General features: G+C 63.3%; 32 protein-coding genes and 1 pseudogene. 16 read left to right on the top strand and 17 right to left on the bottom strand.

The genetic code is table 11. From position 1 onward, the window contains the following. Positions 1–114: 114 nt before the first annotated feature. On the top strand, positions 115–1,008 hold the full coding sequence (gene argB, locus AC1D0N_RS00975; protein ID WP_477240494.1) for an acetylglutamate kinase: 894 nt from the start codon (positions 115–117) through the stop codon (positions 1,006–1,008). 22 nt (positions 1,009–1,030) lie between these two features. On the opposite strand, the gene bchE is transcribed toward argB, so the two are convergent. Next, positions 1,031–2,578 (bottom strand): magnesium-protoporphyrin IX monomethyl ester anaerobic oxidative cyclase, encoded by a 1,548-nt coding sequence (gene bchE / locus AC1D0N_RS00970; protein ID WP_477240492.1) that lies wholly within the window; start codon positions 2,576–2,578, stop codon positions 1,031–1,033. A gap of 102 nt (positions 2,579–2,680) precedes the next feature. Next, a complete protein-coding gene (locus tag AC1D0N_RS00965) occupies positions 2,681–3,157 on the bottom strand; it encodes an Lrp/AsnC family transcriptional regulator (protein ID WP_477240490.1) in 477 nt (158 codons plus the stop codon). Positions 3,158–3,297: 140 nt separating this feature from the next. On the opposite strand from AC1D0N_RS00965, the gene phhA reads away from it, so the two are divergent. Continuing rightward, the gene (phhA, locus tag AC1D0N_RS00960) at positions 3,298–4,131 is read left to right on the top strand and encodes a phenylalanine 4-monooxygenase (RefSeq protein WP_477240488.1); all 834 of its coding nucleotides are present in this window, start codon (positions 3,298–3,300) and stop codon (positions 4,129–4,131) included. Positions 4,132–4,135: 4 nt separating this feature from the next. Here phhA and AC1D0N_RS00955 read toward each other — a convergent pair whose 3' ends face one another. Beyond that, on the bottom strand, positions 4,136–4,618 hold the full coding sequence (locus AC1D0N_RS00955) for a MarR family winged helix-turn-helix transcriptional regulator (protein ID WP_477240486.1): 483 nt from the start codon (positions 4,616–4,618) through the stop codon (positions 4,136–4,138). A gap of 95 nt (positions 4,619–4,713) precedes the next feature. Here AC1D0N_RS00955 and AC1D0N_RS00950 point away from each other — a divergent pair, with 95 nt between their 5' ends. Continuing rightward, entirely contained in the window at positions 4,714–4,881 is a 168-nt protein-coding gene (locus tag AC1D0N_RS00950; protein WP_352635611.1) for a hypothetical protein, read from the top strand. Positions 4,882–5,057: 176 nt separating this feature from the next. Here AC1D0N_RS00950 and AC1D0N_RS00945 read toward each other — a convergent pair whose 3' ends face one another. The 3 genes from AC1D0N_RS00945 to AC1D0N_RS00935 form a co-directional block, all read right to left on the bottom strand. Further along, positions 5,058–6,497 (bottom strand): GMC oxidoreductase, encoded by a 1,440-nt coding sequence (locus tag AC1D0N_RS00945; protein WP_477240484.1) that lies wholly within the window; start codon positions 6,495–6,497, stop codon positions 5,058–5,060. Beyond that, positions 6,494–6,664: a hypothetical protein gene (locus AC1D0N_RS00940; RefSeq protein ID WP_477240482.1), complete on the bottom strand. Its 171-nt coding sequence runs from the start codon at positions 6,662–6,664 to the stop codon at positions 6,494–6,496. The genes AC1D0N_RS00945 and AC1D0N_RS00940 overlap by 4 nt, the downstream gene beginning before the upstream one ends. Positions 6,665–6,844: 180 nt before the next feature. Beyond that, positions 6,845–7,606 carry a GGDEF domain-containing protein gene (locus tag AC1D0N_RS00935; protein ID WP_477240480.1) on the bottom strand — a complete coding sequence of 254 codons (762 nt, stop codon included), beginning with the start codon at positions 7,604–7,606 and terminating at the stop codon, positions 6,845–6,847. A gap of 162 nt (positions 7,607–7,768) precedes the next feature. Between AC1D0N_RS00935 and AC1D0N_RS00930 the strand changes: the two genes are divergently transcribed. Next, a complete protein-coding gene (locus tag AC1D0N_RS00930) occupies positions 7,769–8,488 on the top strand; it encodes a pyrimidine 5'-nucleotidase (RefSeq protein WP_477240478.1) in 720 nt (239 codons plus the stop codon). An 87-nt stretch (positions 8,489–8,575) separates the two neighbouring features. On the opposite strand, the gene AC1D0N_RS00925 is transcribed toward AC1D0N_RS00930, so the two are convergent. Continuing rightward, the gene (locus AC1D0N_RS00925; RefSeq protein ID WP_477240476.1) at positions 8,576–9,421 is read right to left on the bottom strand and encodes an LOG family protein; all 846 of its coding nucleotides are present in this window, start codon (positions 9,419–9,421) and stop codon (positions 8,576–8,578) included. Positions 9,422–9,648: 227 nt separating this feature from the next. Between AC1D0N_RS00925 and dapD the strand changes: the two genes are divergently transcribed. The 3 genes from dapD to AC1D0N_RS00910 are packed head-to-tail and all read left to right on the top strand — an operon-like array spanning position 9,649 to position 11,666. Next, entirely contained in the window at positions 9,649–10,503 is an 855-nt protein-coding gene (gene dapD, locus AC1D0N_RS00920; RefSeq protein WP_477240474.1) for a 2,3,4,5-tetrahydropyridine-2,6-dicarboxylate N-succinyltransferase, read from the top strand. Next, a complete protein-coding gene (locus AC1D0N_RS00915; protein ID WP_477240472.1) occupies positions 10,500–10,871 on the top strand; it encodes a DUF805 domain-containing protein in 372 nt (123 codons plus the stop codon). Before dapD ends, AC1D0N_RS00915 begins: the two co-directional genes overlap by 4 nt. Before the next feature lie 21 nt (positions 10,872–10,892). Beyond that, positions 10,893–11,666: a hypothetical protein gene (locus tag AC1D0N_RS00910; protein ID WP_477240470.1), complete on the top strand. Its 774-nt coding sequence runs from the start codon at positions 10,893–10,895 to the stop codon at positions 11,664–11,666. On the opposite strand, the gene AC1D0N_RS00905 is transcribed toward AC1D0N_RS00910, so the two are convergent. Then, complete coding sequence (locus AC1D0N_RS00905) at positions 11,569–12,609, bottom strand: 2-dehydropantoate 2-reductase (protein WP_477240468.1); 1,041 nt, start codon at positions 12,607–12,609, stop codon at positions 11,569–11,571. The genes AC1D0N_RS00910 and AC1D0N_RS00905 overlap by 98 nt on opposite strands. A 115-nt stretch (positions 12,610–12,724) precedes the next feature. Between AC1D0N_RS00905 and dapE the strand changes: the two genes are divergently transcribed. Both dapE and AC1D0N_RS00895 read left to right on the top strand, forming a co-directional pair. Continuing rightward, positions 12,725–13,921, top strand: coding sequence for a succinyl-diaminopimelate desuccinylase (gene dapE, locus AC1D0N_RS00900; protein ID WP_477240466.1), 1,197 nt, complete (start codon positions 12,725–12,727; stop codon positions 13,919–13,921). Further along, positions 13,922–14,530: a transporter gene (locus tag AC1D0N_RS00895; RefSeq protein ID WP_477240464.1), complete on the top strand. Its 609-nt coding sequence runs from the start codon at positions 13,922–13,924 to the stop codon at positions 14,528–14,530. On the opposite strand, the pseudogene AC1D0N_RS00890 reads toward AC1D0N_RS00895, so the two are convergent. Then, positions 14,482–14,604 (bottom strand): annotated as a pseudogene (locus AC1D0N_RS00890) (tRNA pseudouridine(38-40) synthase TruA); the annotation flags it as partial. The gene AC1D0N_RS00895 and the pseudogene AC1D0N_RS00890 sit on opposite strands and share 49 nt — an antisense overlap. 107 nt (positions 14,605–14,711) lie before the next feature. Between AC1D0N_RS00890 and AC1D0N_RS00885 the strand changes: the two are divergent. Both AC1D0N_RS00885 and AC1D0N_RS00880 read left to right on the top strand, forming a co-directional pair. Beyond that, positions 14,712–14,993, top strand: a complete 282-nt coding sequence (locus AC1D0N_RS00885) for a type II toxin-antitoxin system ParD family antitoxin (protein WP_477240462.1) — start codon at positions 14,712–14,714, stop codon at positions 14,991–14,993. Further along, the gene (locus tag AC1D0N_RS00880) at positions 14,990–15,307 is read left to right on the top strand and encodes a type II toxin-antitoxin system RelE/ParE family toxin (RefSeq protein ID WP_477240460.1); all 318 of its coding nucleotides are present in this window, start codon (positions 14,990–14,992) and stop codon (positions 15,305–15,307) included. The genes AC1D0N_RS00885 and AC1D0N_RS00880 overlap by 4 nt, the downstream gene beginning before the upstream one ends. A 21-nt stretch (positions 15,308–15,328) precedes the next feature. Here the strand turns inward: AC1D0N_RS00880 and truA are convergent, their stop codons facing one another. Genes truA through def form a run of 4 tightly spaced genes read right to left on the bottom strand, consistent with a single transcriptional unit; the run spans position 15,329 to position 18,104 of the window. Continuing rightward, positions 15,329–16,084, bottom strand: coding sequence for a tRNA pseudouridine(38-40) synthase TruA (gene truA / locus AC1D0N_RS00875; RefSeq protein WP_477240458.1), 756 nt, complete (start codon positions 16,082–16,084; stop codon positions 15,329–15,331). Between the two features lie 19 nt (positions 16,085–16,103). Continuing rightward, complete coding sequence (locus tag AC1D0N_RS00870) at positions 16,104–16,613, bottom strand: GNAT family N-acetyltransferase (protein WP_477240456.1); 510 nt, start codon at positions 16,611–16,613, stop codon at positions 16,104–16,106. Next, a complete protein-coding gene (fmt, locus tag AC1D0N_RS00865) occupies positions 16,610–17,563 on the bottom strand; it encodes a methionyl-tRNA formyltransferase (RefSeq protein ID WP_477240454.1) in 954 nt (317 codons plus the stop codon). Before fmt ends, AC1D0N_RS00870 begins: the two co-directional genes overlap by 4 nt. 10 nt (positions 17,564–17,573) lie before the next feature. Then, positions 17,574–18,104: a peptide deformylase gene (gene def, locus AC1D0N_RS00860; RefSeq protein WP_477240452.1), complete on the bottom strand. Its 531-nt coding sequence runs from the start codon at positions 18,102–18,104 to the stop codon at positions 17,574–17,576. A gap of 104 nt (positions 18,105–18,208) precedes the next feature. Here def and AC1D0N_RS00855 point away from each other — a divergent pair, with 104 nt between their 5' ends. Beyond that, positions 18,209–19,477 (top strand): DNA recombination protein RmuC, encoded by a 1,269-nt coding sequence (locus AC1D0N_RS00855; RefSeq protein ID WP_477240450.1) that lies wholly within the window; start codon positions 18,209–18,211, stop codon positions 19,475–19,477. A gap of 17 nt (positions 19,478–19,494) precedes the next feature. Here AC1D0N_RS00855 and AC1D0N_RS00850 read toward each other — a convergent pair whose 3' ends face one another. The 3 genes from AC1D0N_RS00850 to AC1D0N_RS00840 all read right to left on the bottom strand — a co-directional run bounded on the left by AC1D0N_RS00850 (position 19,495) and on the right by AC1D0N_RS00840 (position 21,843). Beyond that, positions 19,495–19,899 carry a GFA family protein gene (locus tag AC1D0N_RS00850; protein WP_477240448.1) on the bottom strand — a complete coding sequence of 135 codons (405 nt, stop codon included), beginning with the start codon at positions 19,897–19,899 and terminating at the stop codon, positions 19,495–19,497. A gap of 67 nt (positions 19,900–19,966) precedes the next feature. Continuing rightward, positions 19,967–20,932 carry a cation diffusion facilitator family transporter gene (locus AC1D0N_RS00845; protein ID WP_477240446.1) on the bottom strand — a complete coding sequence of 322 codons (966 nt, stop codon included), beginning with the start codon at positions 20,930–20,932 and terminating at the stop codon, positions 19,967–19,969. Positions 20,933–21,033: 101 nt separating this feature from the next. Further along, positions 21,034–21,843: a transglutaminase-like domain-containing protein gene (locus tag AC1D0N_RS00840; RefSeq protein WP_477240443.1), complete on the bottom strand. Its 810-nt coding sequence runs from the start codon at positions 21,841–21,843 to the stop codon at positions 21,034–21,036. Positions 21,844–21,915: 72 nt separating this feature from the next. Here AC1D0N_RS00840 and AC1D0N_RS00835 point away from each other — a divergent pair, with 72 nt between their 5' ends. Together AC1D0N_RS00835 and sugE are read left to right on the top strand one after the other, a co-directional pair. Next, positions 21,916–22,182 (top strand): hypothetical protein, encoded by a 267-nt coding sequence (locus AC1D0N_RS00835; protein WP_477241900.1) that lies wholly within the window; start codon positions 21,916–21,918, stop codon positions 22,180–22,182. A 220-nt stretch (positions 22,183–22,402) separates the two neighbouring features. Beyond that, a complete protein-coding gene (gene sugE, locus AC1D0N_RS00830; RefSeq protein WP_477240441.1) occupies positions 22,403–22,717 on the top strand; it encodes a quaternary ammonium compound efflux SMR transporter SugE in 315 nt (104 codons plus the stop codon). Between the two features lie 78 nt (positions 22,718–22,795). Here sugE and AC1D0N_RS00825 read toward each other — a convergent pair whose 3' ends face one another. After that, positions 22,796–23,224, bottom strand: a complete 429-nt coding sequence (locus AC1D0N_RS00825; RefSeq protein WP_477240439.1) for a DUF6481 family protein — start codon at positions 23,222–23,224, stop codon at positions 22,796–22,798. A 222-nt stretch (positions 23,225–23,446) separates the two neighbouring features. Here AC1D0N_RS00825 and AC1D0N_RS00820 point away from each other — a divergent pair, with 222 nt between their 5' ends. Beyond that, positions 23,447–24,508 (top strand): LLM class flavin-dependent oxidoreductase, encoded by a 1,062-nt coding sequence (locus AC1D0N_RS00820; RefSeq protein ID WP_477240437.1) that lies wholly within the window; start codon positions 23,447–23,449, stop codon positions 24,506–24,508. 129 nt (positions 24,509–24,637) lie between these two features. Further along, positions 24,638–25,801, top strand: coding sequence for an AI-2E family transporter (locus AC1D0N_RS00815; protein WP_477240435.1), 1,164 nt, complete (start codon positions 24,638–24,640; stop codon positions 25,799–25,801). Positions 25,802–25,866 lie beyond the last annotated feature (65 nt).

Here is a 25,866-nt window from a genome sequence, read left to right as displayed (position 1 = left end):
TCGAATGACGCGATAGGGCTGGCTTCATCAATTTGTGACAGCAAAGCCGTTTGCGGCTTGCCCCAATTCCCGCTAAGACGCCGCCGTCCTTTCCAGCAATCCGGGAACATACCGATGACGGAGATCACCGCCACCGCCGAAATGCAGGCCGCGCTGCTTTCGCGCGCGCTGCCCTACATGCAGCGCTACGAGAACAAGACGGTGGTGGTGAAGTATGGCGGCCACGCCATGGGCGACATCGAGCTCGGCAAGGCTTTTGCCCGCGACATCGCGTTGCTCAAACAGTCGGGCGTCAATCCGATCGTCGTGCATGGCGGCGGGCCGCAGATTGGCGCCATGCTGGCCAAGATGGGCATCGAATCGAAGTTCGAGGGCGGCCTGCGCGTCACCGACCAGAAGACGGTCGAGATCGTCGAGATGGTGCTGGCCGGCTCGATCAACAAGGAGATCGTGGCGCTGATCAACGCCGAGGGCGAATGGGCGATCGGCCTGTGCGGCAAGGACGGCAACATGGTTTTTGCCGAAAAGGCGCGCAAGACCATGATCGACCCGGACTCCAACATCGAGCGGGTGCTCGATCTCGGCTTCGTCGGCGAGCCGGTCGAGGTCGACCGCACGCTGCTCGACCTCTTGGCGCGCTCGGAAATGATCCCGGTGCTGGCGCCGGTGGCGCCCGGTCGCGATGGCCACACCTACAACATCAACGCAGACACCTTTGCCGGCGCCATTGCCGGCGCATGCCAGGCGACGCGCCTGTTGTTCCTGACCGACGTGCCCGGCGTGCTCGACAAGAACAAGAAGCTGATCGACGAATTGACCGTGGCCGAGGCCAAGGCGCTGATCAAGGACGGCACGGTGACCGGTGGCATGATCCCCAAGGTCGAAACCTGCATCGAGGCGATCGAGCGCGGCGTCGAAGGCGTCGTCATCCTCAACGGCAAGACGCCGCATGCAGTGCTGCTCGAGCTGTTCACCGAGCATGGCGCCGGCACGCTGATCGTGCCCTGAGCAACGAAGGCCGATAGCGCCCTCAGGCGCTCGGCGAAATTCCGATAGCGGGCGCGGCCGGCTTGCGGGCCGGGCGCGCGAACACCATCGATTCCTCTTCCGCGTCCTGCGGCGCGCCCCAGAATTCGGCCAGCGTCGGGCCGTCTTTCACCCTGCGGTCGCGCGCGAGAAAACCCCAGACCTCGCGGAACCAGACGCGGCGGCCCATTTGCGTGTACCAGCGCATCGAGTGGCGCTGCTCCGGATCCCTATGGAACAGGATGCGCGCCAGCGCCTTCGGCCGCGACTGCACCGCCACTTCGATCAGCTTGACGCTGAAGAACAGCATCCACGGTTTCAGCCGCGTCATCTGCAGCACCTGGTGCTTGTAGTCCCACAGGCGGGCGTCCTGCTGAATCACCTTGCGGTCCCTGGCGATGCGGAAGAACGGCGTCCAGCGATGCGGCGCGACATAGAGCGCCTGGAGCTGGTCGGGGTCATAGGCGAGGAGCTGGCGAAAGCCGCGCCACAGATCGCGAAAGCCTTCGTCCTCGAAGCCGGCCACCCAGGTCGCCATCGACAGGATCCCGTGCAGGCGCAGCAGCCTTATCGCCTCGCGGTCGGATGAGGTGCTGCCCCCCTTGCGGATCAATTGCAGCGTTTGCTCGTCGGTGTTCTCCATGCCGAGCAGCCAGCGGATGACACCGGCCTTGCGGTAGAGGTGCAGGATGTCGGCATCGCGCACGATATCGTCGGCGCGGGTGGAGCCGACGATCAGCACCGGCACGTTCTCGGCGATCAACGCATCGAGAAAGGCGCGCCAGGCCTTCTTCGAAACGGTCGGGTTCTCGTCGGCGAGATTGATCAGCTCGACACCATGCTCGCGGTGCAGCCAGGCGATCTCCTTGGCGAATTTCACGGGGTCGCGATGGCGCCAGCGGGTCCAGAAACCGCGCTGGCCGCAATAATTGCACAGATGCGGGCAGCCGCGCGAAAACTGCATGACCACGGCGCGCTTGCCGCCCCAATAGCTGTAGCGTCTATGATCGATCAGCTCCCAGCCGACGCGATAGTCATCAAGAGCAGCGATGGTGCCGGCCGGCCGCGTGGCGAAGGGACGGCGCAAATCGTCGCGAAAGGCGATGCCGGCGACTTCCGCCAGCGGCCGATGTCTCGCCAGCGCCTCGACCAGAGCGACGATGGTTGCCTCGCCTTCGCCGCGGACGATGAAATCGAAGACATCCGTGGCGGAGAGAATGTCGCGCCAGTGATAGGTCGGGAACACGCCGCCATAGATGACCATCGTTGCCGGTTCGCACGCCTTGATCATCTGTGCGATCTCCAAGGCAGTCGGATGCGCCGAGGTCGAACCAGAGTGGCCGATCAGGATGCAATCCGGATGATCGCTCAGGGCATCACGAACAAGCATGGCGAGCGGCATCGGCCCGAATTCGGCATCGACGAGGCGCACGGCATGGCCGGCATCGATCAGCGGGCCGCCCAGCGCCAGCAGGCCGAGCGGCGGCAGGTGGTCGTCGGGCACGCGGCTACCGATGGCGGTGTGCGGCGGATTGATCAGCACGATGTTCATGACGGACCCTTCGCAATGGCGGTCCGCAGGTCGTAGCCGGCGATTCAAACTTGGAATTGGGCTCTGTTCAGCAGTTTGTGTGCAGCTTTTCGGCAGAAATGCCTAGCGCCTGAGATGCCCGAGCGGCACGTGGCCCGGCCCCTTGATGTTCTGCAGCACGAGTTGTGTGTGGACGTCGCGCACGCCGTCGAGCCGCATCAGCCGGTGCATGACGAAGGCGTTGAGCTCGTCGACCGATGGCACCATCACATGCAGCAGGAAATCGTGGTCGCCGGTCATCGTCCAGCACGAGGATACTTCGTCCATGCGCTGCACGGCGGCGATGAATGCTTCGGGCGAGCCGTCGCTGTGGCTGGTGAGTCGCACCTCGATGAACACCTCGACCATCAGTCCGACGGCGCGGCGGCTGAGCACGGCGGCAAATCCCTTGATGATGCCTGTGTCCTGAAGCGCCTCAAAACGCCGCGCGCAAGGTGTAGTCGACAGGCCGATTTCCTGGGCGAGTTCGGACACCGACTTGCGTCCATCGCGCTGCAGGATGTCGAGCATCTTGATCTCGAACTCGTCAAACTGAGGCATTTTCACTCTCCAGTGGCGCGTGTTGAGTGAATATTATCTCGAATATCCCGTTTGAGCCATCATCAAAACCGATTTGCCTCGGCAAGTCAGGTTAGCGTTGCGGCAGAATTCGCCATTGATGATTTGCGAGGAGAACAGCCATGACGATGAGTGTTGCCGACTACGCCCGCGATTGCGCGGCACAGGGCCTGCGCGGCGACTATTCGGTCTGCCGTGCCGATTTCACCGTGGCGCAAGGCTACGACTACTCTGCCAGCGAACAGGCGGTGTGGCGCACGCTTTGCGACCGCCAGACGAAGCTGACGCAGCAACTGGCGCACCATTCCTATCTCGACGGCGTTGCCGCCCTTGGCCTGCTCGACAAGATCCCGGATTTCGGCGCGGTCAGCGAAAAACTGCGCAAGCTCACCGGCTGGGAAATCGTCGCCGTGCCGGGGCTTATTCCCGCCGCCCCTTTCTTCGACCATCTCGCCAACCGCCGCTTCCCGGTCACCAACTGGCTGCGCACCGAACAGGAGCTCGACTACATTGTCGAGCCGGACATGTTCCATGACTTCTTCGGCCACGTGCCGATCCTGACGCAGCCGGTGTTTGCCGATTTCATGCAGATGTATGGGCAGAAGGCCGAGAACGTGATCGCGCTGGGCGGCGACGAGATGATCACCCGCCTCTACTGGTACACCGCCGAATACGGGCTGATGCAGGAGCCTGGTCAGCCCCTGAAGGCGTTCGGCGCCGGGCTGATGTCGTCCTTCACCGAATTGCAGTTCGCCGTCGCCAGCAAGGATGCCCACCACGTTCCCTTCGACCTCGAAACGGTGATGCGCACCAGCTACGAGATCGACAAGTTCCAGCGTGCCTATTTCGTGCTGCCGTCCTTCGACGTGCTGCGCGACGCCTTCCAGACCGCCGACATGGCTGACATCGTCGGCCGCCGCAAAGGCCAGCCGGCGCTCGACCCGGCCACTGTGTAAAGGGTCAGTCGGTCTCGGCCTTCAGCCGCGCCAGCTGGTCGCGCTGCAGGTCGAGGGCCGTGGTGACGAAACGCGATATGGTGGCGAGCTCAGCATCGCTGAAGGTGGCGATGACTTTTTCGCCTTCCCGCGCAATGGCGCCGTAGTAGCGCGCCGACAGGTCTCGCGTCGCCTCGGTTGCCTCGATCACCACCTTGCGTCTGTCCTCCAGACTGCGCGTGCGCGTGAGCAGGCCGCGCGCCTCCAGCCTGTCGATCAGCGCCGTCACCGCGGCCGGCGTCAGCCCGGTTGCCGTGGCGATCGCACCAGCCGATTGCGGGCCGCCATAGAGCAGCCCGATGCAATGGCGTTCCGCCATGTTCAGCCCGAGCCTCACCCCCACGGCTTCGTCATAGGCCTGCGTCGCGTCCTGCCATTGCATGATGGCCAGGCCGATAGCCGTGGTCATTTCGTTGCGATTTTCGCTTGACGAATTTAGTTCGATCATCTAACTATCAATCTGTCTAACATTTAGACCGTAATAACAATATGCGGCGGCGACCCGGACATAGCAAGGGCCCAACCGCAAACAAGGAGTGAAAAATGAGCTTGATCCAACAGCGTGCGCCCCTCTCCCACGAGGAAGAGTTCAAATACGCCAAGCTGGCGATGGAATGGTACGGCTGGGGTTCCCCCATCGGCCTCGGCATCCTGCTGGTATCGCTGGCTGCCGCCGCCGTGCTGGTGCGTATCGCCGTCTACGGTCTTTAGAGGCTGTCCCATCCCGATGGACCCGGGATGAGGCCCTGTGTTCCCGAAAACCGGTTTCGGGATCATGCTCTAGGTCAGATCAGAATCCACCCAAAGGCGCGCCAGGGCGGTGCCGGCAGCAATCACTGCTGCCGGCGCCGCCGGCTTTTTGGCGGTCAGACGGGTGATGACCTGCGTCACACCGCGATGATTTTGCTGAGATGATCGCCGAGCCGGCAGGCCAGGGCGGTGATGGTCGTCGTTGGATTGCACTCGCCCGAGGTGCAGAACACCGAGGAGCCGCCGACATAGAGGTTCTCCATGCCGTGCACCTTGGAGTTGGCGTCGACGACGCTCTTGGCCACGTCGGTGCCCATGCGGGTGCCGCCCATGTGATGGTGGCCGGCCAGTTCCTCATTGGTCGGATAGTCCTCGCCTTTGGTGAGCCAGTCGGCGATGCGCACCCGGCCGAGATCCTTCTGCACCAATGTCGTGCCGAACAGCCGCAGTCCCTCAAGGATGGTGCGGCGTTCCAGCTCCGATTTCTTCCAATGCAGTTCGATGCGCGGCACACCGGCGTGGTCGACGTCGGTCTTCGACAGTTCGATCTGGTTCGAGGCCAGCGGCGCCTGTTCCCAAGCGACATAGAGCTGGGCGGCGCAGCGCAGGTTCTGGCTGAGCTGGTAGGCGACCCATTCGGCCGCGTCGGGCGCCGTGCAGGCGAGGTCGGCGATCAGACCCTTGACGCCGGCATAGGGCGTTTCGATCAGCCGGATACCGAAATTCATGATCTGCAGGCGCTCCATCGCGGCAAGCGTCGGCGAGAAGAAAGCCTCGTTGACGGCATCCACCTGGAACTCGCCATAGTCGGCCAGGATGGCATTGCCACCCTCGAAGGTCGGGTGCTCCATCCAGTAGCGGCCGAGCGCCGTCGCATTCGGCACCACACCGCCGTTCGAGCGCTGGTTCGACCACAAAAGCAGCCGTGAATTCTCCAACCCGCCGGTGCAGGCGATGAAATATTCGGCAGTGAACGAACCGGCATCCTGGCCGTTCGACCAGAGTTTGGCCCCGGTCACCCTTTTGCCGTCACCGGCAAGCTCGGTGGCATAGGTGTTGAGCACGACGGCGATGTTCTTGCTCTTGTCGAGCTCGTCGGCGAATTTTTCGCCAAAGCGCACCGCCGGGCTCTTGATCAGCTGCACCCAACGAATGTCGTCCGAAATTGGCACATCCGGCTGGAAAGCCGGCAGTTCCAGAATATCGTGCACTTCCGGCAGATAGGGCTCGATATCGGCGCGGCTGATCGGCCAGCCGGTATCGGGCGCCCAGGCCTTGGGCTCGAAGTCCTGCTTGTCCAGCACGCGGCACCATCCCGCCCAATGGTTCGAGCTGCCGCCCATGAAGCGCAGCCGGGTGATGTCGAGATCGAAATAGGGATCGCCGACCGTGGTGCCGCGGTAGAAATCCTGCGAATCGTCGCTGAATTCCCGCGAGCCCGCCTCCAGCACGACAACCGGAATGCCGGCGGCGCCAAGTTTCCTGGCGATTGTGGTGCCGGCAGGTCCCGAGCCGAGGATGCAAACCTTGGCGGCAAAGTTCGCGGCTTTGAACGCCTCGTAGCTGTCGAAGATCATGCCAGATCGCTCCGCTTCAGGATCCAGCCATTGACCTCGACGATCTCATTTGGGTCGACGAAAGGGGGGTCGGTATCGGGCAGGCGGCGCAGCAGCGACAGCGCCGGCAGTGCCATCAGCGCCTGGACGATCGTGCGGCGTGATATTCTCTTGACGAAGAAACTCATGACACGTCTCTCGATGGAACTTCGATCCCGCATGGCGTTCTCTGAACGGCACACGAGCCCCGGGAGATGCCAATCTCGTGCCAACCTAGCCGGAACCTGATTTCAGGCGGGTAAACGGCATGGTTGAGTGAGAACAAGGTTAGCAATTGCCTAACAAGCGCGGCGGGCTTAAGCGGGACTTCAGGCGGCTTCGGAAATGTCCCGGTCGAGGATCGATAGATTGCGGCCGCGATGCTTGGCCTCGTAGAGCCGCCGGTCGGCGGCACGCATCAGGTCCGACACATTGACGTCTTCTGCGCAGGTGACGCCGCCAATGCTGACAGTCAGCGGAACCGTTCGCTCGTCAACCGGACGAAAGCGAATCAGTTCGACTTCGCGGCGGATGCGCTCGGCGACGCGTTTGGCTTCCTGTTCGGTGGCGCCGACCAGGAAGGCGCCGAATTCCTCGCCGCCGATGCGGCCGAGCACGTCGCCGCTGCGCACGCCGCGTTCGATGGCGTTGGCGATCAAAAGCAGCGCGTCATCGCCGGTCAGGTGGCCGAAACTGTCGTTGATCGCCTTGAAATGGTCGGCATCGATGATCAGCAGCGCACCGCGGTCGGATTTGCGCCGGGAGCCGTCGAGCGCGGCAAAGAAGCTCTCGCGATTGAGCATGCCGGTCATGTCGTCGCGGCTCGCCTTTTCCGACAGCCGCCGGTGGGCAGCGGCGAGTTGAGCGTGGGCGCGAGCGAGTTCGCGATGCGCGCTTTTCAACCTGTCGCTCTGCCAGAAGGTGCTGGCGGTGGCGAGCCAGGCGAGGGCCAGCGGACAGACCGTCGAGCTCAACCAGATGGTGCGGCTGATCGGGAATCCCATCGCGGGAACGATGATCAGCGTCAACAGAAGCGAGGTTGCAACTGAGGCGAAAGCGACGGTGGCGGACTTTAGAAATATGCGGTTCATCGCTGGCTCCCACTGAACCGTCTCTGTGCCAGCAAGCCCTGAAGGTCACCTTTCGGCGATGCCTAAAATTTGAATCTTGGCACCACTTTCGTCACGTTCGACGCGTATAAGTTGTGGATAAATCCCCCTGTCAGGGAAATCGTTTCGTGCCATAAGACGGGTATGACCACGCTCCCTGATCCCGCCCGCTTCGCCCACGTCACCGACTGGGTGTTCGACCTCGACAACACGCTCTATCCGCATCACTCGAACCTGTTTTCGCAGATCGACGTCAAGATGACCGCCTATGTCGGCGAGCTGCTGACGCTGCCGCGCGACGAGGCGCGCAAGCTGCAGAAGGAGCTCTACCAGGAATACGGCACGACGCTGAACGGGCTGATGACGCGCCATGGCATCGACCCCGACGACTTTCTCGAGAAGGTCCACGACATCGATTATTCATGGCTGGTGCCCGATCCCGTGCTCGGCACCGCGATCCGCCAGCTTCCAGGCCGCAAGTTCATCTTCACCAATGGCGACCGCCGGCATGCCGAACGCACCGCGCGCCAGCTCGGCATTCTCGAGCATTTCGACGACATCTTCGACATCGTCGCCGCCGGGCTGACGCCGAAGCCGTCGCGGCAGACCTATGAGAAATTCGCCGAACTGCACGCCGTCACCGGCCACAATGCGGTGATGTTCGAGGATCTGGCCCGCAATCTGGCCGTGCCCAAATCACTCGGCATGACCACGGTGCTCATCGTGCCGCGCAATTTCGAGCCGACCTTCGCGGAAATCTGGGAACGCGATCCGGCCAATGAGGACGACGTGGATTTCGTCACCGACGACCTCGCGACGTTTCTCACGGCGATTGTGGAGGGGGTAGAGGAATTGAAGAACTGAGGAATTGATGAACTGGGGAACCGGAGGAACGATCCGAACCCGCTTTTTCCTCAATTCTTCAATTCTTCAATTCCCCAGTTCCTAACCCTACTCCCCTAACTTGTAGAAGCGCCTGATGATCCCCCAGGCTTCGTCGGCGGTGTCCACGAAATCGATGATGTCCTGGTCGCCGGGCGTAATCGTGCCTTGCTCGGCGAGGAAATCGAGATCGATCGCCCTCTTCCAGAACGACTTGCCGAACAGGATCACCGGAACGCGCTCCATGCGGCCGGTCTGGATCAGGGTCAGTGTCTCGAAGAATTCGTCCATGGTGCCGAAGCCACCGGGGAATACCGCCACGGCCTTGGCGCGCATGACGAAATGCATCTTGCGGATGGCGAAATAGTGGAAGTTGAAACACAGTTCCGGCGTCACATAGGCGTTCGGCGCCTGCTCGTGCGGCAGCACGATGTTGAGGCCGATCGACGGGGCGCCGACATCGTCGGCGCCGCGGTTGCCGGCTTCCATGACGCCCGGCCCGCCGCCGGTCACCACGACGAATTCGCGGTAGTAGGAGGCGGCCGACTGCTGCGAGCAGAGGCGGGCGAATTTGCGCGCCTCCTCGTAATATTTGCTGTTTTCCTCGAGATTCTTCTTCTGCGTCTCGTTCTTGGCCGCCCAGGCTTCGCCGCCCGGTTCTGGAATGCGCGCGCCGCCGAACAGGATCACCGTCGAGCGGATGCCGCGTTCGGCGAGGATCATCTCTGGCTTCAAGAGTTCGAGCTGCAGCCGCACCGCACGCAATTCGCGCCGCGTCATGAATTCCGGATCGTTCCAGGCCAGACGATAGGTTTCGGCGCGCGTCTGCGGCGTGTCGGGTACGCTTTTCGACCGCTCCAGATCCTCGTCCGAATGCGGCAGCGGCGTCCATCCCGCCTTTTCCATAGGTGTCATATCAGTTTACCCGTCCAAATAATTCACTTGCGCCGTCCCGTGACGCAGCCGCGATTGACCCTCCCCATGCCTTCACATAAGCAGGTTCCGCAAAAGTGTCCTGCGGTTTTGCGACAAGAACCTGCTACATGCAAAGACCTGCGCAGACGAAGCATGCCCAAGGCCCGCGCGACTTTCAAAACAGGTTAAGGCGCTGCCCCTTAACAGCTTGGTAATGGAGCGAATTCATGTCGAAGCCCGATCTGGCGAGCCTCGAAAAGACCATCGAGAAGGCCTTCGAGGAGCGCGATACGATTTCGACCGCAACCCGCGGCGAGACGCGCGACGCCATTCATGCGGCGCTCGACCTGCTCGACCACGGGGCCGTGCGCGTCGCCGAGCGCCAGGCCGACGGCAACTGGCACGTCAACCAGTGGCTGAAGAAGGCCGTGCTTTTGTCCTTCCGGCTCAACCCGATGGAAATTATCAAGGGTGGTCCCGGCGAAGCCGTGTGGTGGGACAAGGTGCCGTCGAAGTTCGACGGCTGGAGCGCGGTCGATTTCGAGAAGGCAGGCTTTCGCGCCGTGCCGTCTTCGATCGTGCGCCGTTCCGCCTATGTCGCGCCGGGCGCCGTGCTGATGCCGTCCTTCGTCAATGTCGGCGCCTATGTCGATTCAGGCACTATGGTCGACACATGGGCCTCGGTCGGCTCCTGCGCCCAGATCGGCAAGAACGTGCATCTGTCGGGCGGCGTCGGCATTGGCGGCGTACTGGAGCCGATGCAGGCCGGCCCGACCATCATCGAGGACAATTGCTTTATCGGTGCGCGCTCCGAAGTGGTCGAAGGCTGCATCGTACGCGAAGGCTCGGTGCTCGGCATGGGCGTCTTCATCGGCCAATCGACCAAGATCGTCGACCGCGCCACCGGCGAGGTCTTCTATGGCGAAGTGCCGCCGAATTCCGTCGTCGTCGCCGGCTCGATGCCAGGCAAGGCTTTTCCAAACAACGAGCCAGGCCCAGGCCTCTATTGCGCCGTCATCGTCAAGCGCGTCGACGCCAAGACGCGGTCCAAGACCTCGATCAACGAATTGCTGCGCGATTGACCGACAAGCCGCAACTTCCCTGGCTCTTCTTCAGCCTCTCGGGCCGCGTCAGCCCGAGCGCATACGTGCTGGCGGGTCTGCTGCTGCTGGTCGCCCAGTTTTTCCCGCTCTACCAGTTCGCCAGACTGGAGCCTGGCACCCCTAACAGTCAGATCTGGGCGGTTGTGTTCTGGTCCGTGCTGCTGATTTCGACCTGGTCGAGCTTCGCCGTGACCGCAAAGCGCTTCCATGATTTCGGCAAGCCGACCTACTATGCGTTGATCTCCCTTGTCATTGGCCCCATTCTTCTCATCATCCTGGCGTGCTTTAGGAGCGATCCTGGGCCCAACCGCTACGGCAAACGCACCAATGCGCCGGGTGAACCATGAGCGTCGATCGGACCTCTTGTCATGCGCTACCGCACGCTTGATCCGAAACTGATCATCGACACCGCCGAGCGGCTGGAAAGCCGCGTCGCCGAGCGTTTTCCCGATGCCGGCCTGCGTGGCGTCGCCGCCGAACTGGTGTCGCTGTCGCGCGACCTGACCAAGGCGGCGAAGGCGCTCGAAGCGCCGATCTGGTGGCTGCGCGGCATCATCGTCGCGGCCGTGGTCGCCGGTGCCCTGATCTTCCTGTTCGTCGGCACCATCCTGCCGCTCATTCACATCTCCCAGGCCGACGATGCGGTGCAGTCGGTGCAGGGCATCGAAGCCACGATCAACATGATGATCCTGGCCGTGCTCGGCTTCCTGGCGTTGATCCGCACCGAGGAGCGCATCAAGCGCAAGCAGGTGTTTCGCCAGCTGCACGGCCTGCGCTCGCTGATCCATGTCATCGACATGCATCAGCTGACCAAGGATCCGGCGACGCTTTCGGCCAATTTCAAGCCAACCGCCCACTCACCGGCCCGCATCACCAACGCCGCCGACTTGGCGCGCTACCTCGACTATTGCTCCGAAATGCTGTCGATCACCGGCAAGATCGCCGCGCTGTTCGCGCAGTCGGTCAATGACGACGTGGTCATCGACGGGGTCAACGACATCGAGAATTTGAGCTCCAACCTGTCGCGCAAGATCTGGCAGAAGATCACGCTGATCGAGAGCCATCCGGCGGCGAAACCTGCTCAGGCCTCAGGCCCGGCGAGCCAAGCTGTGCCGCCTCCGCCGCGCGCACCAAAGCGGTAACGCTGGTCAGCAGCGGCGCTTGCGTACCTGCTTTTTCGGCAAGGCGCAGCGCCGCCCCCTGCAATTCGCCGATCTCGGTCGGCCGGCCGCGCTGCAGATCGTCCCACATTGACGAGCGCGCTTGCGGGTCGATGGCAAGCATGCGCCGCGCCAGACGCTTGAACAGCCAGTCCGGCAGCCTGAGCACCTTTGGCAGCAGTGCGGGCCGCAGGCCGGCGATGCGCGCCGGCTTGATGCCCAGCGCCTTCATGGCCGCCAGCGCCTCGTCGATCTGGCCGGCCAGGATCAGCCGCCAGCGGCGATCGGCAAGTTCCGTCGCCAGCGGCAGGCCGGAAAGTGCGGCAAGCGCGTTGTTCAGGTTCATCAGCAGCTTGCCCCACAGCACCGCCGTCATGTCGGCATGCGTTTCGACTTCAAGCCCCTCGACATCGAGGCGCTCGGCAAGGCCTGATATGCCCGCCTCGATGACCACCTTGCCCTCGCTGGCGCGGTGCACGCGCAACGGCAAATACCCGTCGGGTGACTGGACGACGTTGAACGGCACCATGCCGGCAAGCACAAGCCGCTGGCCAAGCCCGGCCCGCAAAATGCCGGCATTGTCGACGCCGTTCTGCAGGCTGACCACCACCGCGTCCGGGCCGGCATGGGCGGCAATCAGCGCGGCCATCTCTTGCGTCGCGCCGCTCTTGACCGTCACCAGGATCAAATCGGCGTTGCGCAAGGCGGCCACCGGATCGGCTGTCACCGAAATCCCGTTCGGCTCGATCAAGCGGTCGCGGCCGTCGAGGTCGGTGATGCGCAATCCGCCTTGCCGCAAAGCCGCGTCGATGCGCGGCCGCGCCAGCAGAATCACCGGCCGGCCAGCCAGCGTCAGGCACCCACCAACGTAGCAACCGATGCTGCCGGCGCCGGCAATGGCGATTGTTTTGGTCCCGTTGGACATCCGATATTCCTGCTGTGGCCTCAACTATACGACATGAAAACCATAATGTCGGCGGCATGGCCGGTCTTCATGTCTGGCCGTGACAGGCCTTTCGCTTTCGACTATCGCTTTGCCCATGACGCTGCCGACCGACCCCGCCGCAAACCTCGCCGCCCTCATCCGCTGCGCTTCCGTAACTCCCGCCGAGGGCGGTGCGTTGAGCGCGCTGGAGACCATGCTGAAGCCGCTTGGCTTTTCCGTCGAGCGGCCGGTGTTTTCCGAAGATGGCACGCCGGACATCGAAAACCTCTACGCACGGCGCTCCGGCAACGGCCCGCATCTGATGTTTGCCGGCCACACCGATGTGGTGCCGGTCGGCGACGAAGCCTCCTGGACTCACCCGCCCTTTGCCGCCGAGATCGCCAAGGGCGAGATGTTCGGCCGCGGCGCCGTCGACATGAAGGGCGGCATCGCCTGTTTCATTGCCGCGGTGGCGCGCCATGTCGAGCAAAAGGGCGGCCCCAAGGGCTCGGTCTCGCTGCTGATCACCGGCGACGAGGAAGGCCCAGCCATCAACGGTACGGTCAAGCTGCTCGATTGGGCGGCTGGCAAGGGCGAGAAATGGGATGCCGCGATCGTCGGCGAGCCGACCAACCCGGACGCGCTCGGCGACATGATCAAGATCGGCCGCCGCGGCTCGTTGTCCGGCAGCATCACCGTCAATGGCCACCAGGGCCACGTCGCCTATCCGCAGCTTGCCGACAACCCGGTGCGCGGGCTGATGAGCCTGGTCGACGCCTTGCTGCACCCGGTCTTCGACAAGGGGACAAAAGACTTCCAGCCGACCAATCTGGAGGTGACCTCGATCGATGTCGGCAATCCGGCCACCAATGTGATCGCGGCGAAGGCGACGGCCACCTTCAACATCCGCTTCAACGACACATGGACCGCCGAGACCGTGCAGGCGGAAATCCACAACCGCCTCGACCAGGCGTCCAGGCGCAAGAAGTACCGGACGGCCAAGACGCCGCTCGACTATGAGCTTGTCTGGCGCGACCGGCCGAGCCATGTCTTCCTGACGCGCGACGACAAGCTCATCGACACGCTGCGGGGCTCGATCAAGTCGGCGGTCGGCAAGGACCCGGCGCTGTCCACTTCCGGCGGCACCTCGGACGCGCGTTTCATCAAGGATTATTGCCCGGTGGTCGAGTTCGGGCTGGTCGGCAAGACCATGCACATGGTCGACGAACGCGTCGCGCTTGCCGACCTCGAGACGCTGACGCAGATCTACCTGCGCTTCATCGAAGACTGGTTCGAGCGGGGCGGGGCGTAGATGCTTTCGGCGGACGAAACCTACGCATCTCTCACTGGTGCCTGGCGGCTGATGCTCGGCAAGGTCGACGGATTGCGGCTGCTCGACCTTTCGGCGGACGGTTTCTGGAATTCCTTTTTCGCCCTCGTCGTGGCGGCGCCGGCGCTGATCGTCGGCTGGGTAGGCATTGCCAATGTGATCGCTGATCCCGAGGCCATCGCGGGTCGCTTCGGCATGCTCACCCGTCTTGCGACTGTCGAGATCGGCGGCTGGGTGCTGCCGCTTGTCGGGCTTGCCCTGGTCGCGCCACGCGTCGGCCTTGGCGGGCGCTTCGTCCATTATGTCGTCGCCTACAATTGGGCGATGGCAATTGCTGCCTGGGTGTCGCTGCCGTCAGCGTTGCTCAGCCTCTTTGTGCCCTTCACCGATCAGTTCGTCCTGCTGATGATGCTGGCGCTGTTTGTGTTCTCGCAGGTGCTGATCTGGCGGATGACCAATGCGGTCATCGGCAAAGGCGCGGCAGTTGGCAGCGCCGTCTTTTTGGGCATGTTTGTCGCATCACAGCTTGTGTCCTACGCGCTTCAGATGCTGCTCGGCATTTCCATGCCGGATGTGTCCGTCTCCGGATAATCGACACCGATGAGAAAAAGCCCATCCGGCGGCGCCACCTGGCCGCAAGCAGCGAGGTGCGCTTCGAGCGCGGCGGGACCGGGACCTGAAGCAAGCCGCGCCCCGCGGATCCTGTCCGATTCCTGGTGCGGTTTCGGAGTCGGTATGATAATATCATACCAATCCTTCATAGGAAGAAACAATGTCCGCAACTGAAAAACGCACCTTCAGCCTGCCGGCAGAGCAAGCGGCTTTTATCGACCAGCTCGTTCAGTCGGGCACTTATGCAACCAGCAGCGAAGTCATCCGCGCCGGGCTTCGCGCCCTGCAAGAACGTGATGCCGCGGTGGAGCGTTGGCTGCGCGAGGAAGTCGCACCAACCTATGACGCCTGGAAGGCGGATCCTGGGAGGGGTATTTCGCCAGAGGAAATGGCCGAACGGGCACGCAAGCGCCACGCAGCGCGCTTGCAGAGGAATGCGTGAAGCGCCGAGTTGTCGTTTATTCGCCAGAGGCAGCCGGCGATCTCGACCGGATTTACGATTTCATAGCCGAAGCCAGCAGCGCCACCACGGCCGACCGCTATGACGGGCGTATCCGGGCATTCTGTGAACGTCTCGAATACAGCTCCGAGCGTGGAACACGCCGCGACGATGTGCGGCCGGAGCTTCGCGTCATCGGGTTTGAACGCCGCGTAACCGTTGCCTTCATCCTCGACGCCGACCGCGTCGTGATTTTGCGCATCTTCTACGGTGGGGCCAATTGGCAGGATGATCTTGCCGAGGGTGGTGCCCCCTGATCGGCATTTCCAGCCGCGTTCTCAGGGCGTCTCCGAGTAGTCGACGTCGATGAGGAAAAGCCCATCCGGCGGCGCCACCTGGCCGCAGGCGGCGCGGTCGTGCGCGTCGAGCGCAGCCTTGAGATCGGCAATCGTCCAGCCGCCTTCGCCGACGCGTTTCAGCGAGCCGACCATCGAGCGCACCTGATTGTGCAGGAACGAGCGCGCCGAGGCCCTGACTTCGATCACGTCGTCGACCCGGCTGACATCCAGGCGATCGAGTGTGCGGATCGGGCTGTCGGCCTGGCACTGGGTCGAACGGAAGGTGGTGAAATCATGCCGTCCGAGCAGCACCTTTGCCGCTTCATGCATGGCAGCGGCGTCGAGGCGCTTCGGTACCCACCACACCTTGCCCTTGTCGAGCGCGGCCGGCGCGCGGCGATTGACGATGCGGTAGAGGTAGTGACGGCCGATGGCCGAGAAGCGCGCGTCGAAACCATCGGGTACGGCGGCTGCCTTAAGGATGGCGATGCGGGCGCCGGCCATTTGCAGATGGGCGTTGAGGGCGTCGCGCACCTTGTCGTTCGGCCACGCCTTGGCAAGGTCGACATGCGCCACCTGGCCGGTGGCGTGGACGCCGGCATCGGTGCGGCCGGCGCCGCGCAACGAGACCTGCTCGCCGCAGAAGCTCTCGATGGCCTGCTCTATCGCCTGCTGCACCGTGGGCTGGTCGGCCTGGCGCTGCCAGCCGGCAAAAAGGCTGCCATCATATTCGACGTCGAGGCGAAAACGCGGCATGCCCTGCGATTGCTCTCGCCTAGGCGGCGAGAGCGGAGCTGAAGGCCGAGGCGTAGACCAGCTTGCCGGCCTCGGGCGCCTCGCCCCAGGTCAATGCCTGCAGCGCTTCGCCCTGGTACTCGCTGTCGAACTTTTCGGCGCGCGCATGGGTGTAGCCGAAGCGGCCGTAGTAGGCGGGGTCGCCGAGCACCACGGCCAGCGTCTCGCCGGCGTCCTTGAGGCGGATATGCGCCTCGCGGATCAGCGCGCCGCCAATGCCCGAGCCATGGAAAGACGGCTCGACCGCCAAAGGCGCCAGCGCCACGGCTGCAAACTGCTTGCCCCCGTTCTGGACGAACAGCCTGGAAAACAGGATGTGGCCGACCACCTGGCCGTCTTCTTCCGCCACCAGTTCGACGACGGCATCGCCGCCGGTGACCAGCGCGTCGACCAGCCCGGCCTCCGCCTGCTGGCCGAATGCATGTTCCTCGACGAGGCGGATCGCCTCGCGATCCCGCGGCATCGCCGCGCGTATCGACATCATGCTCATGAGAATTTCATTCCTTTTTCGAGCTTGGCTCCGCGCAGAAACTCCTGCACGGCAACGGGCCTTCCGCCCGCGCGTTGAACTTCGACCAGCCTGATGGCGCCTGACCCGCAGGCGATCGTCAGCCGGTCATCGAGAATTCCTCCCGACTCGCCCAAATCCTCAGAAAGCGACAGGCCATCCGAAAGCGTCGAGCGAAGCAGTTTCAGCCGCTCTGTGCGGCCACCAATTTCAGTTTCGCACCAAGCGCCGGGAAAAGGCGACAGGCCGCGAATGTGATTGTGGACTTCGCCCGCAGGCCGCGTCCAGTCTATGCGCGTCTCCGATTTATCTATTTTTCGGGCGTAGGTCACCCCCACAGTCGCCTGTAGGGTAAATGTCAGACAATTTGTCCCCAACTGCGCCAGCGCTTCTACCATCAGCGCGGCGCCAATGCTCATCAAACTGTCGTGCAGCTCGCCGGCCGTCATATCGGAGTCGATGGCGCACTTTTCAACCATTGCCACCGGACCGGTGTCCAGACCCGCTTCCATTCGCATCACCATCATGCCGGTCTCGCTGTCGCCAGCCATGATGGCCCGCTGGATGGGGGCGGCACCCCGCCAGCGCGGCAACAGCGACGCGTGGCCGTTCAGGCAAGCGAGCCGTGGCGCGTCGAGAATGGCCTTGGGCAACAGCAATCCATAGGCGACGACCACGGCGACATCGGCCTGCAAGGCGCTGAAGGCCTGCTGCTCAGCTTCGCCTTTCAGCGACACCGGCGTCCGCACCTCGATATCAAGCCGTTCCGCCTCGCGTTGCACCGGCGACGGCGTCAGCTCGAGCCCGCGGCGGCCGGCAGCGCGCGGCGGCTGCGTGTAGACGGCAACGATCTCGTGCCCGGCCTCGGCGATTGCCCGCAGCGTCGGCACGGAGAACTCAGGCGTGCCCATGAAGATGACGCGAAGGGGCATTTTTCGACCCCTATCCCACCAGCTTGCCTGGCACCTTGTCCCTGGCGAGCTTCTTGAACTTCTTAACCACCATGTCGCGCTTCAGCTTCGAGATGTGGTCGATGAACAGCACGCCGTTGAGGTGGTCGATCTCATGCTGCAGGCAGGTCGCCATCAGCCCTTCGGCTTCGAGCTCCTGCGACTTGCCGTCGCGGTCGAGATATTTCACCCGCACGGCCGCGGGACGCTCGACCTCGGCATAATAGTCCGGGATCGACAGGCAGCCTTCCTCGTAGACCGAGCGCTGGTCGGCGCTTTCGAGGATTTCGGGATTGATGAAGACATGCGGCGCCGGTGTCTCGTCTTCCTTGGCAAGGTCGATCACCAGCATGCGCAGCGGTTCGCCGATCTGGATTGCCGCCAGGCCGATGCCGGGCGCGTCATACATGGTGTCCAGCATGTCGCCGGCCAGTTTGCGCAAGGCGCCGTCGACACGCTCGACCGGCTTGGAAAGCTGGCGCAGGACAGGATCGGGAAGGATGATAAGCGGCTTGATCGACATACTTTCTCACCTAAGACCTCGCGCGAAAAGCGTCAACCGGGGCGCTTGCGGCGTCGTTCACGTTTTGATCTGTGCCGGCGGGCCGAATCATCTATGCTGCCCAAATGAATGATCTGACATCAATCCTTTCCGAGCCTGTTGCCCGGCTCGGCGCCACGACGATCACGCTCGGCCACGCGCTGGCGTTCGGGGCGATGCTGTTTCTAGGCCTATTTCTGGCACTGGTCGTTGCGCTGTGGCGGTCGGCCACGGCGCGGACCGTAGCCGCCGCGGAAGCGGCCGACCATGCCCGTGACGCCGAGGCGCGGATGGCTGGCATCCTGCAAAGCCAGGCCGAAATGCAAGGCCGCATGGGCGCCATCGCCGACGTGTTCGGGGCACGGCAGGCCGAGCTGACGCAGTCGATCGGCCAGCGCCTCGACGCCATGACCGGCCGCCTCGGCCAGACCATGACCGAGCAGACGAAATCGACGCATGAGAGCCTGGCCAAACTGCAGGAGCGGCTGGCGGTGATCGATACCGCGCAAGGCAACATCCAGTCGCTCGCCGGCCAGGTCGTGCAATTGCAGGCGATCCTGTCCAATAAGCAGACGCGCGGCGCATTCGGCCAGTCGCGCATGGAGGCGATCGTCGCGGACGGCCTGCCGATGGGCGCCTACGAGTTTCAGGCGACGTTGTCGAATGGCAGCCGGCCCGACTGCCTGGTGAGGATGCCGAACGGCGCGCCGTCGCTCGCCATCGACGCCAAATTTCCGCTGGAGGCCTGGAACGCCATCCGCGCCGCCGACGGTGCAGACCTGCAGAAGGTGGCCGCGCAAGCCTTCCGCCGTGACATCGAGATCCATGTCCGCGATATCTCGGAAAAATACCTGATCCAGGGCGAGACGCAGGACACCGCCTTCATGTTCGTGCCGTCGGAATCGGTGTTCGCCGAAATCCACGAGAATTTCGATGCGCTTGTCCAGAAGGCGCACCGCGCCCGCGTCATCATCGTTTCGCCGTCGCTTTTGATGCTGTCGATCCAGGTCATCCAGGCGATCCTCAAGGACGCCCGCATGCGCGAGCAGGCGCATCTGATCCAGGGCGAGGTGATCCGGCTGATGGAGGATGTCGCGCGCGTTGACGAGCGGGTGCGCCGGCTGCAGACGCATTTCACCCAGTCGGCCAAGGACATCGACGACATTCTGGTGTCGACGTCGAAGGTGACCAAGCGCGGCCAGAAGATCGAGGCGCTGGAGTTCGGCGTGCAGCCTGGCGAAGGTGATGCCGGCACGGTCGAGATTGCACGCCCGGCGGTAGCGAAAGCCGAAACGCGCGTTGCCGATTCCAAGACCGGCCAGTTGAGGCTGCGGGTCGTCGAAGGCGACGACTGAGAAGGTGTCGCGCGGGGCTACTGCTCCTCCACGACGCTGATCCCCTCGAATTCCGGAAGCCAGTGCAGCGCCGACCGGTGCCACTTCTGTTGTGTCGGGACCAGATCCTCGCGCTGCCGCGCGGTCCCCGCTCTGATTCCATAGACCTTCGGGCCATCGCCAACTGACGTCGCGTAGAGATGCGAACCGCAGTCGCCGCAAAAGCCCTGCGCGCGCTTGGCGCCGCTCGATCCCGTCTTGATATAGACCTTGGGCGTACCCTTGGTAATCCGGTACTGGCTCTCAGGCGCGGGAACGGTGACGCGAAACGCCGTGCCGGTCAGTTGCTGGCAATCCGTGCAATGACAGATAGAGGTCTTTTCCGGATCGACCTCCGCCTCGTAGGTGATGGCGCCGCAATGGCAACCGCCGGCGATTTTCATCCTGGTTTCCTCCCGAAATCCGTCCCGTAATCTTAGCGTGGCGGGGTCGCCAAGCAATGGCTGGCGGCTAGTCCAGTGCCTCTCCGGACGCTGCCTCGACCGCCTTGCGCCGCCGCTCCCAGGTTCCAGTCGTCTGCGGCTTGACGAACAGCCGCGTGATCTCTGGCATTTCCTTTTTCAGCCGCGCCTCGATGCGCTCGACGCAGGCCTCGATCTCGGGCGCCGCCAGATGATCCTCGAACTCGATGCTCAGGCCGGCGACGATCTCCTGTGGACCCATATGCAGCGTCAGCACGCCGTTCGCGCGCTGCACCGCCGGGTCCTGCTGGGCAATGGCCAGGACCTGTTTCTGCACCTCGGGCGACGCCGGTTCGCCCAGCAGCAGGCTCTTGCTTTCACGCGCCAGGAAGATCGCGGTGGCGCCGAGGATCAGCGCGATGCCGATCGAGGCCGCGCCGTCGAGTTGCGGCATCTCCAGCAGCTCCGCCGCCAGTATGCCGGCAAAGGCGACGATCAGGCCGAGAAGGGCGGCGCTGTCCTCGAACAGCACGGTGTAGACGCTGGGGTCCTTGCTCGATTGCACGGCGCGCAGCCAGCCTTGCCTGCCCTTCTGCTTGCGGAACTCCTTCAGCGCCACCCACCAGGAACTGCCTTCGAACAGGAAGGACAGGCCAAGCACGATGTAGTTCACCGTGGCATTGGCGACTGGTTCTGGCGCCAGCATGTGGATCACGCCTTCGTAGAACGACACGCCGGCGCCGAGCGCGAAGACCAGCAGTGCAACGATGAAACTCCAGAAGTAGAGCTCGCGACCGTGACCGAGCGGATGCGTGCGGTCCGGCGGACGCGCGGCGCGGTGCATGCCGTAGAGCAGCAGGCCGCCATTGCCGGTGTCGACCAGCGAGTGCACGCCTTCCGACAGCATCGCCGAACTGCCGGTGAAGAAGGCGGCGGCGAACTTGGTCAGCGCGATGGCGAGATTGCCGGCGAGCGCCGCGTAGATGACCTTTTTCGACCCGCCATGCGCCGCCATGGTGTGCTGTCCTGGTTGATGTCAGGGAAACTTAGCGGAGCAGCCGCCCAAGCTCCACAGCCTCACAAGGCGCGACCTGGCCTGCCGTTCAGGGACGGCACCTACTCGACGATTTCGTCGGTCCACACCTTGAAGCCGGTGAGCAGGCCCGGACCGAAAATATGGGTCAGCGGCACATCGGCGGCATCGCGGCCGGAGGCGATCAGGACGCGGCCGATGCGCGGCGCGTTGTTGCGCGGGTCGAAGGCATGCCAGCGACCGCCGAGATAGACCTCCATCCAGGCGGCGAAATCCATGCTCGACCACGGTTTTGGCGTGCCTATGTCGCTGATGTAGCCGGTGCAATAGCGCGTCGGGATGTTGAGCGCGCGGCAGAAGGTGACGGCAAGATGCGCGAAATCGCGGCAGACGCCGCTTTGCTCGCGATAGGCTTCGGCGGCGGTGCGGGTCGGTCGCGCATTGCCGTAGCTGAAGACGATGTGGTTGTGGACGAAATCGCAGACCGCCTGGACGCGCGCAATACCGAGCGGCGTGTGGCCGAACAGGCGCCAGGCTTCGCTGGCCAAAAGGTCGCTCTCGCAGAAGCGGCTGGGCAGCAGGAACAAAAGCGTATCCGACGGCAGGTCGCGCACCTCGTGCTGCCAGGCCATCAGGTCGCCCATCTCGAACGTGCCGGGGTCGCGGATCACCGCATCGGTGCCGAAGGTGAAACGGCCGGGCGGGGCGACAAAACGGTTGCACCAATTGCCGAAACTGTCGCGGTAGCTCTGGATCGGCACCGGCGGATTGGAGGTCAGGAAGTCCGGACGCTCGAGATCGGATGCTCTGCTGTAGTGGACGTTGAGCATCGCGATCAGCGGCGTTTCCTGCGGAAAATCGAAGCTCATCTCGCAGCCGATGTGGATTCGCATCTTTGTCCTGACCGGCCTGCCTGATCATCACCCGGCGAAGGCACGGGCCGATGCTGCAGTGCGAAGACAACCATGACACGGACCGACATGGTTTACGAGCAAATTAGAAACCGGTTGAAAGCGGCCGGCTGGCGGCGGCGACAGGAGGCTAACCTCTTGCAGTCAGGCGTTTCTCTTGTTTCACTTGCCTTCTCGCAATCGGAGGAACGAATCATGGCTAAAGGTGCGATGAAGGCAGGCAAGGAAGCCCGCAAGCCGAAGAAGGACGCCAAGAAGCCCGCCGCGGCTCCGGCCCTGAAGGCACCGCCGGTCAAGGCGATGAAGCTCAAGGAGCGTTAGGCCCGGCCGATCGGCTTCGGTAAGGTTTTAACCGGCGGTACCAGATGCCGCCGGTGCTGTCATTGATTGGGCGCTGGCAAGCTTCTATATCCAGCCCGACGAAGACGACTTCGCGCTTTCCCTGAAAACGGCCGGGACGACCCGCCATTCTTTGATTGGGCATCGGATCCTCCGAAACCGGAACCCAGTTTTCGGTCCGATGCCCTGATGGAGCGCTCCGATGTCGTGGATACTTCTTTTCTTTGCCGGCCTGTTCGAGATCGGCTGGGCGATCGGCCTCAAATACACCGACGGATTCTCGAAGCCGCTGCCGACCGTGCTGACGGTCGTCTCGATGATCGTCAGCCTGACCTTGCTCGGCCTGGCGCTGAAGACGCTGCCGGTCGGCACGGCCTATGCGGTGTGGACCGGCATAGGCACCGTCGGCACGGCGCTGCTCGGCATCTGGTTGCTGGGCGAGCCGGCGACCGCGATCCGGCTCGGCTGCATCGCACTGATCGTCTGCGGCATCATGGGGCTGAAGCTGGCGGCCTGACCATACAGACAGACAAACACATTCAGGGCGGCTCAAAAGCGACCCTGATCTCGAAGCAGATGCTTCGTAGCCTTGAGGCTAGCGGGCGGAGAAGCCCGGAGGCGTCCTGCCGGTACGCTGCTTGCGCGCCGCATAACGCGCGTCGCGCTTGGCCTTGCGTTCGGCCTCGTCGGCGAGCAGGCGAGCAATACGCTCGTTCTCGTCGGCTTCCCGGATCTTTGCTTCCGCCTGTGCCGCTTCTTCGGCGGCGATACGCGCCGCTTCGGCTGCTGCCTCGCGTTCGGCCTTCTCGACCGCCTCGCGTGCCAGCTTTTCCTGCTTCAGCCGGGCCTTTTCAGCCTCGCGGATTTCGCGGGCCTCGAGGATCGCCTTGCGTTCGGCCTGTCGCGCCAGCACCGCTGGATCGTCTGCCGCCGGCTTTGACTTGAAGCGCTCCAGAAGCGCCTTCTTTGCCTCGTTTGCGGCGTTGCGCCGCTCGAAAACGTCTTTTTCCCTGTAAATAGCCAAGTCCACTTCCCTGAAGTCAATTCGCGACGCTTACATACGCGCGAAAACCGAGAGTTCAAGCGCCAAAACGGCATGGCAGCCATGAAATTCCTGGCTGTTGCAGCCGGGAGACGCCTTTTCGAGGCGAAACCGACATGCACTGTTCACCGTCCGCCCCTCTGGCGGCGGGGCGGGCGCATCGCTACGTCTAGCGCAACAATCAAAACATTGGATGACACTTTCATGGAACTCGGTCTCTATACCTTTGCCGACGTCAGCCCCGAACCGGGCCCCGGCGCCATCGGCCCGCATCAGCGATTGCGCAATCTGATCGAGGAGATCGAGTTGGCCGATCAGGTCGGGCTCGATGTCTTTGGCCTCGGCGAGCATCACCGCCCCGACTATGCCGCTTCGGCGCCTGTGGTGGCACTGGCGGCTGCCGCCGAACGCACCAAACGCATCAAGCTGACCAGCGCCGTCACCGTGCTGTCGTCCGACGATCCGGTGCGCGTGTTTCAGCAGTTTGCGACGCTCGACCTGTTGTCGGGCGGGCGGGCCGAGATCATGGCCGGGCGCGGCTCGTTCATCGAATCCTTCCCGCTGTTCGGCTACAATCTGGAAGACTATGACGAGCTGTTTGCCGAAAAGCTCGACCTGCTGCTCGCCATTCGCGACAGCGTCAAGGTGAGCTGGTCCGGCAATCTGCGGGCAGCAATCAACGATCGCGGCGTCTATCCGCGCCCGTTCCAGGACAAATTGCCGATCTGGATCGCCATTGGCGGCACGCCGCAATCTGCGGCACGCGCGGGCGTGCTCGGCCTGCCGCTGGCGCTGGCCATCATCGGCGGCGAGCCGGCGCGGTTCGCGCCGCTGTTCGATATCTACCGCGACGCCGCCAAACGGGCCGGCACCGATCCCACCAATCTCGCCACCAGCATCAACGTGCACGGCTTCATTGCCGAGACCACTGAGCAGGCGGCCGACGATTTCTACGGACCGCAGGCCGAAGTGATGAACCGCATCGGCCGCGAACGTGGCTGGGGTCCGACATCGCGGGCGCATTTCGACCACGCGCGAGGTCCAAGTGGTGCCTTGTTCGTCGGCAATCCCGAGCAGGTGGCCGAGAAGATCGTCGCCCAGCACCGGATCTTCAACAATGACCGCTTCCTGCTGCAGATGGCGATCGGCACCATGCCGCACGCCAAGATCATGAAGGCGATCGAACTCTACGGCACCAAAGTGGCGCCGATCGTGCGCAAGGAAACGGCGAAAGCCGTTCCTGCCATCACGGCATCGGTCGCCTGATCCAGGTAGAGGCTTCCTGGACAAGGCCCACACGAGCCTTGTCGCTGCCGGCTAAAGGAACTTTGAGGCTGCACCGGCGTTTTCGCCGATCGGCTGCACCAATTGCGGTGCGCGATCGAGGGAACCAGAATGAAAGTCGAACCCGTCGCTTTGGGCGCAGCCGAAAGCCCGGATCCGCGCGTCGAGGCGCGCGCGGACACACGGCTGATGCGCTCGCTGCTCATCGGCATCTTCATCCTGATGGCGATCTATGCGCTGTATTTCGCCCGCGCCTTCTTCATGCCGGTCATCCTCGCCTTCCTGCTGACGCTGACGTTGACGCCGATCGTGCGCTATTTGCGCAAGCATGGCGTGCCCGATGTGGTGTCGGCGACGCTGCTGGTGCTGTTGTCGGTCTGCCTGTTTGCCAGCGCCGGCTACCTGCTCAGCGGCCCGGTCATCGACCTCGTCAACAACAGCTCGTCGATCGGTCAGCAATTGACCGAGCGCCTGGCGCAATTGCGTCGCCCTTTCGAAAAGATCATGCAGATCTCGCATGAGTTGGAAGGGCTGACCAACACCGGCCAGGAGCCCGGCATACAGAAGGTCGTGGTGTCGCAGTCCGGTATCCTGTCGCAGGCCGCCGGCAACATACTGTCCGCGGGAACCAGCCTGACCATCATCTTCGTGCTGTCGCTGTTCCTGCTGGCGTCAGGCACGATGTTTTATGAAAAGATAATCCAGTCATTTGCCAGCCTCAGCGAAAAGAAGCGGGCATTGCGCGTCGTCTACGACGTCGAGAGCGAAATCTCGCACTATCTGCTCACCGTCGCCCTCATCAACGCCGGCCTCGGCACGGTGATCGCGCTCGGCCTGTGGGGGCTCGGCGTGCCCAACCCGCTGGTCTGGGGCGCAGCGGCGGCACTGCTCAACTTCCTGCCCTATGTCGGGGCGTTCATGACCATCCTGCTGGTCAGCGTTATCGCGCTGATCAGCTTCGATAGCATCTCGTATGCGCTGCTGGCGCCGGCCTTCGTGCTTTTGTGCGACATCGTCGAAGGCCAGTTCGTGACGCCGATGGTGGTTGGCCGCCGGCTCGAGATCAACGCGGTGGCGATCTTCATCGCCATCGCTTTCTGGTCCTGGCTGTGGGGTTTCGTCGGCGCGCTGATGGCGGTGCCGCTGCTGGTCGTCATCAAGGTGTTCTGCGATCATTTCGACGGCCTCAGCCATGTCGGCAATTTTCTCGCCGCGCAACAGACCGTTGTCGTCGAGGAAGAACCCGTCGAGACTGTTGACAAGGCGTCGGCATAGATCGGCGCACAGTTTGCGGCTTCCGATCGGAGTGCCTATATCGAGCCGGTCAAGCCGGACTTCCT

This window comes from Mesorhizobium sp. P2_E10, from assembly GCF_056404235.1.
This window is presented reverse-complemented; position numbering and strand designations above follow the sequence as displayed.

Excerpts from the sequence above, each read along its gene's own strand:
- AC1D0N_RS00845 (WP_477240446.1), bottom strand. The coding sequence starts at position 20,932 with ATGGCGGCGCATGGCGGGTCGAAAAAGGTCATCTACGCGGCGCTCGCC.
- phhA (WP_477240488.1), top strand. The coding sequence starts at position 3,298 with ATGACGATGAGTGTTGCCGACTACGCCCGCGATTGCGCGGCACAGGGC.
- AC1D0N_RS00935 (WP_477240480.1), bottom strand. The coding sequence starts at position 7,606 with ATGAACCGCATATTTCTAAAGTCCGCCACCGTCGCTTTCGCCTCAGTT.
- AC1D0N_RS00815 (WP_477240435.1), top strand. The coding sequence starts at position 24,638 with ATGAAAGTCGAACCCGTCGCTTTGGGCGCAGCCGAAAGCCCGGATCCG.
- AC1D0N_RS00895 (WP_477240464.1), top strand. The coding sequence starts at position 13,922 with ATGCTTTCGGCGGACGAAACCTACGCATCTCTCACTGGTGCCTGGCGG.
- fmt (WP_477240454.1), bottom strand. The coding sequence starts at position 17,563 with ATGCCCCTTCGCGTCATCTTCATGGGCACGCCTGAGTTCTCCGTGCCG.
- AC1D0N_RS00905 (WP_477240468.1), bottom strand. The coding sequence starts at position 12,609 with ATGTCCAACGGGACCAAAACAATCGCCATTGCCGGCGCCGGCAGCATC.
- AC1D0N_RS00945 (WP_477240484.1), bottom strand. The coding sequence starts at position 6,497 with ATGATCTTCGACAGCTACGAGGCGTTCAAAGCCGCGAACTTTGCCGCC.
- AC1D0N_RS00925 (WP_477240476.1), bottom strand. The coding sequence starts at position 9,421 with ATGACACCTATGGAAAAGGCGGGATGGACGCCGCTGCCGCATTCGGAC.
- AC1D0N_RS00950 (WP_352635611.1), top strand. The coding sequence starts at position 4,714 with ATGAGCTTGATCCAACAGCGTGCGCCCCTCTCCCACGAGGAAGAGTTC.
- AC1D0N_RS00855 (WP_477240450.1), top strand. The coding sequence starts at position 18,209 with ATGAATGATCTGACATCAATCCTTTCCGAGCCTGTTGCCCGGCTCGGC.
- truA (WP_477240458.1), bottom strand. The coding sequence starts at position 16,084 with ATGCCGCGTTTTCGCCTCGACGTCGAATATGATGGCAGCCTTTTTGCC.
- AC1D0N_RS00820 (WP_477240437.1), top strand. The coding sequence starts at position 23,447 with ATGGAACTCGGTCTCTATACCTTTGCCGACGTCAGCCCCGAACCGGGC.
- AC1D0N_RS00910 (WP_477240470.1), top strand. The coding sequence starts at position 10,893 with ATGCGCTACCGCACGCTTGATCCGAAACTGATCATCGACACCGCCGAG.
- sugE (WP_477240441.1), top strand. The coding sequence starts at position 22,403 with ATGTCGTGGATACTTCTTTTCTTTGCCGGCCTGTTCGAGATCGGCTGG.
- AC1D0N_RS00930 (WP_477240478.1), top strand. The coding sequence starts at position 7,769 with ATGACCACGCTCCCTGATCCCGCCCGCTTCGCCCACGTCACCGACTGG.
- AC1D0N_RS00955 (WP_477240486.1), bottom strand. The coding sequence starts at position 4,618 with ATGATCGAACTAAATTCGTCAAGCGAAAATCGCAACGAAATGACCACG.
- dapE (WP_477240466.1), top strand. The coding sequence starts at position 12,725 with ATGACGCTGCCGACCGACCCCGCCGCAAACCTCGCCGCCCTCATCCGC.
- AC1D0N_RS00885 (WP_477240462.1), top strand. The coding sequence starts at position 14,712 with ATGTCCGCAACTGAAAAACGCACCTTCAGCCTGCCGGCAGAGCAAGCG.
- dapD (WP_477240474.1), top strand. The coding sequence starts at position 9,649 with ATGTCGAAGCCCGATCTGGCGAGCCTCGAAAAGACCATCGAGAAGGCC.
- AC1D0N_RS00965 (WP_477240490.1), bottom strand. The coding sequence starts at position 3,157 with ATGCCTCAGTTTGACGAGTTCGAGATCAAGATGCTCGACATCCTGCAG.
- AC1D0N_RS00870 (WP_477240456.1), bottom strand. The coding sequence starts at position 16,613 with ATGAGCATGATGTCGATACGCGCGGCGATGCCGCGGGATCGCGAGGCG.
- AC1D0N_RS00840 (WP_477240443.1), bottom strand. The coding sequence starts at position 21,843 with ATGCGAATCCACATCGGCTGCGAGATGAGCTTCGATTTTCCGCAGGAA.
- AC1D0N_RS00850 (WP_477240448.1), bottom strand. The coding sequence starts at position 19,899 with ATGAAAATCGCCGGCGGTTGCCATTGCGGCGCCATCACCTACGAGGCG.
- def (WP_477240452.1), bottom strand. The coding sequence starts at position 18,104 with ATGTCGATCAAGCCGCTTATCATCCTTCCCGATCCTGTCCTGCGCCAG.
- AC1D0N_RS00940 (WP_477240482.1), bottom strand. The coding sequence starts at position 6,664 with ATGAGTTTCTTCGTCAAGAGAATATCACGCCGCACGATCGTCCAGGCG.
- AC1D0N_RS00835 (WP_477241900.1), top strand. The coding sequence starts at position 21,916 with ATGACACGGACCGACATGGTTTACGAGCAAATTAGAAACCGGTTGAAA.
- argB (WP_477240494.1), top strand. The coding sequence starts at position 115 with ATGACGGAGATCACCGCCACCGCCGAAATGCAGGCCGCGCTGCTTTCG.
- bchE (WP_477240492.1), bottom strand. The coding sequence starts at position 2,578 with ATGAACATCGTGCTGATCAATCCGCCGCACACCGCCATCGGTAGCCGC.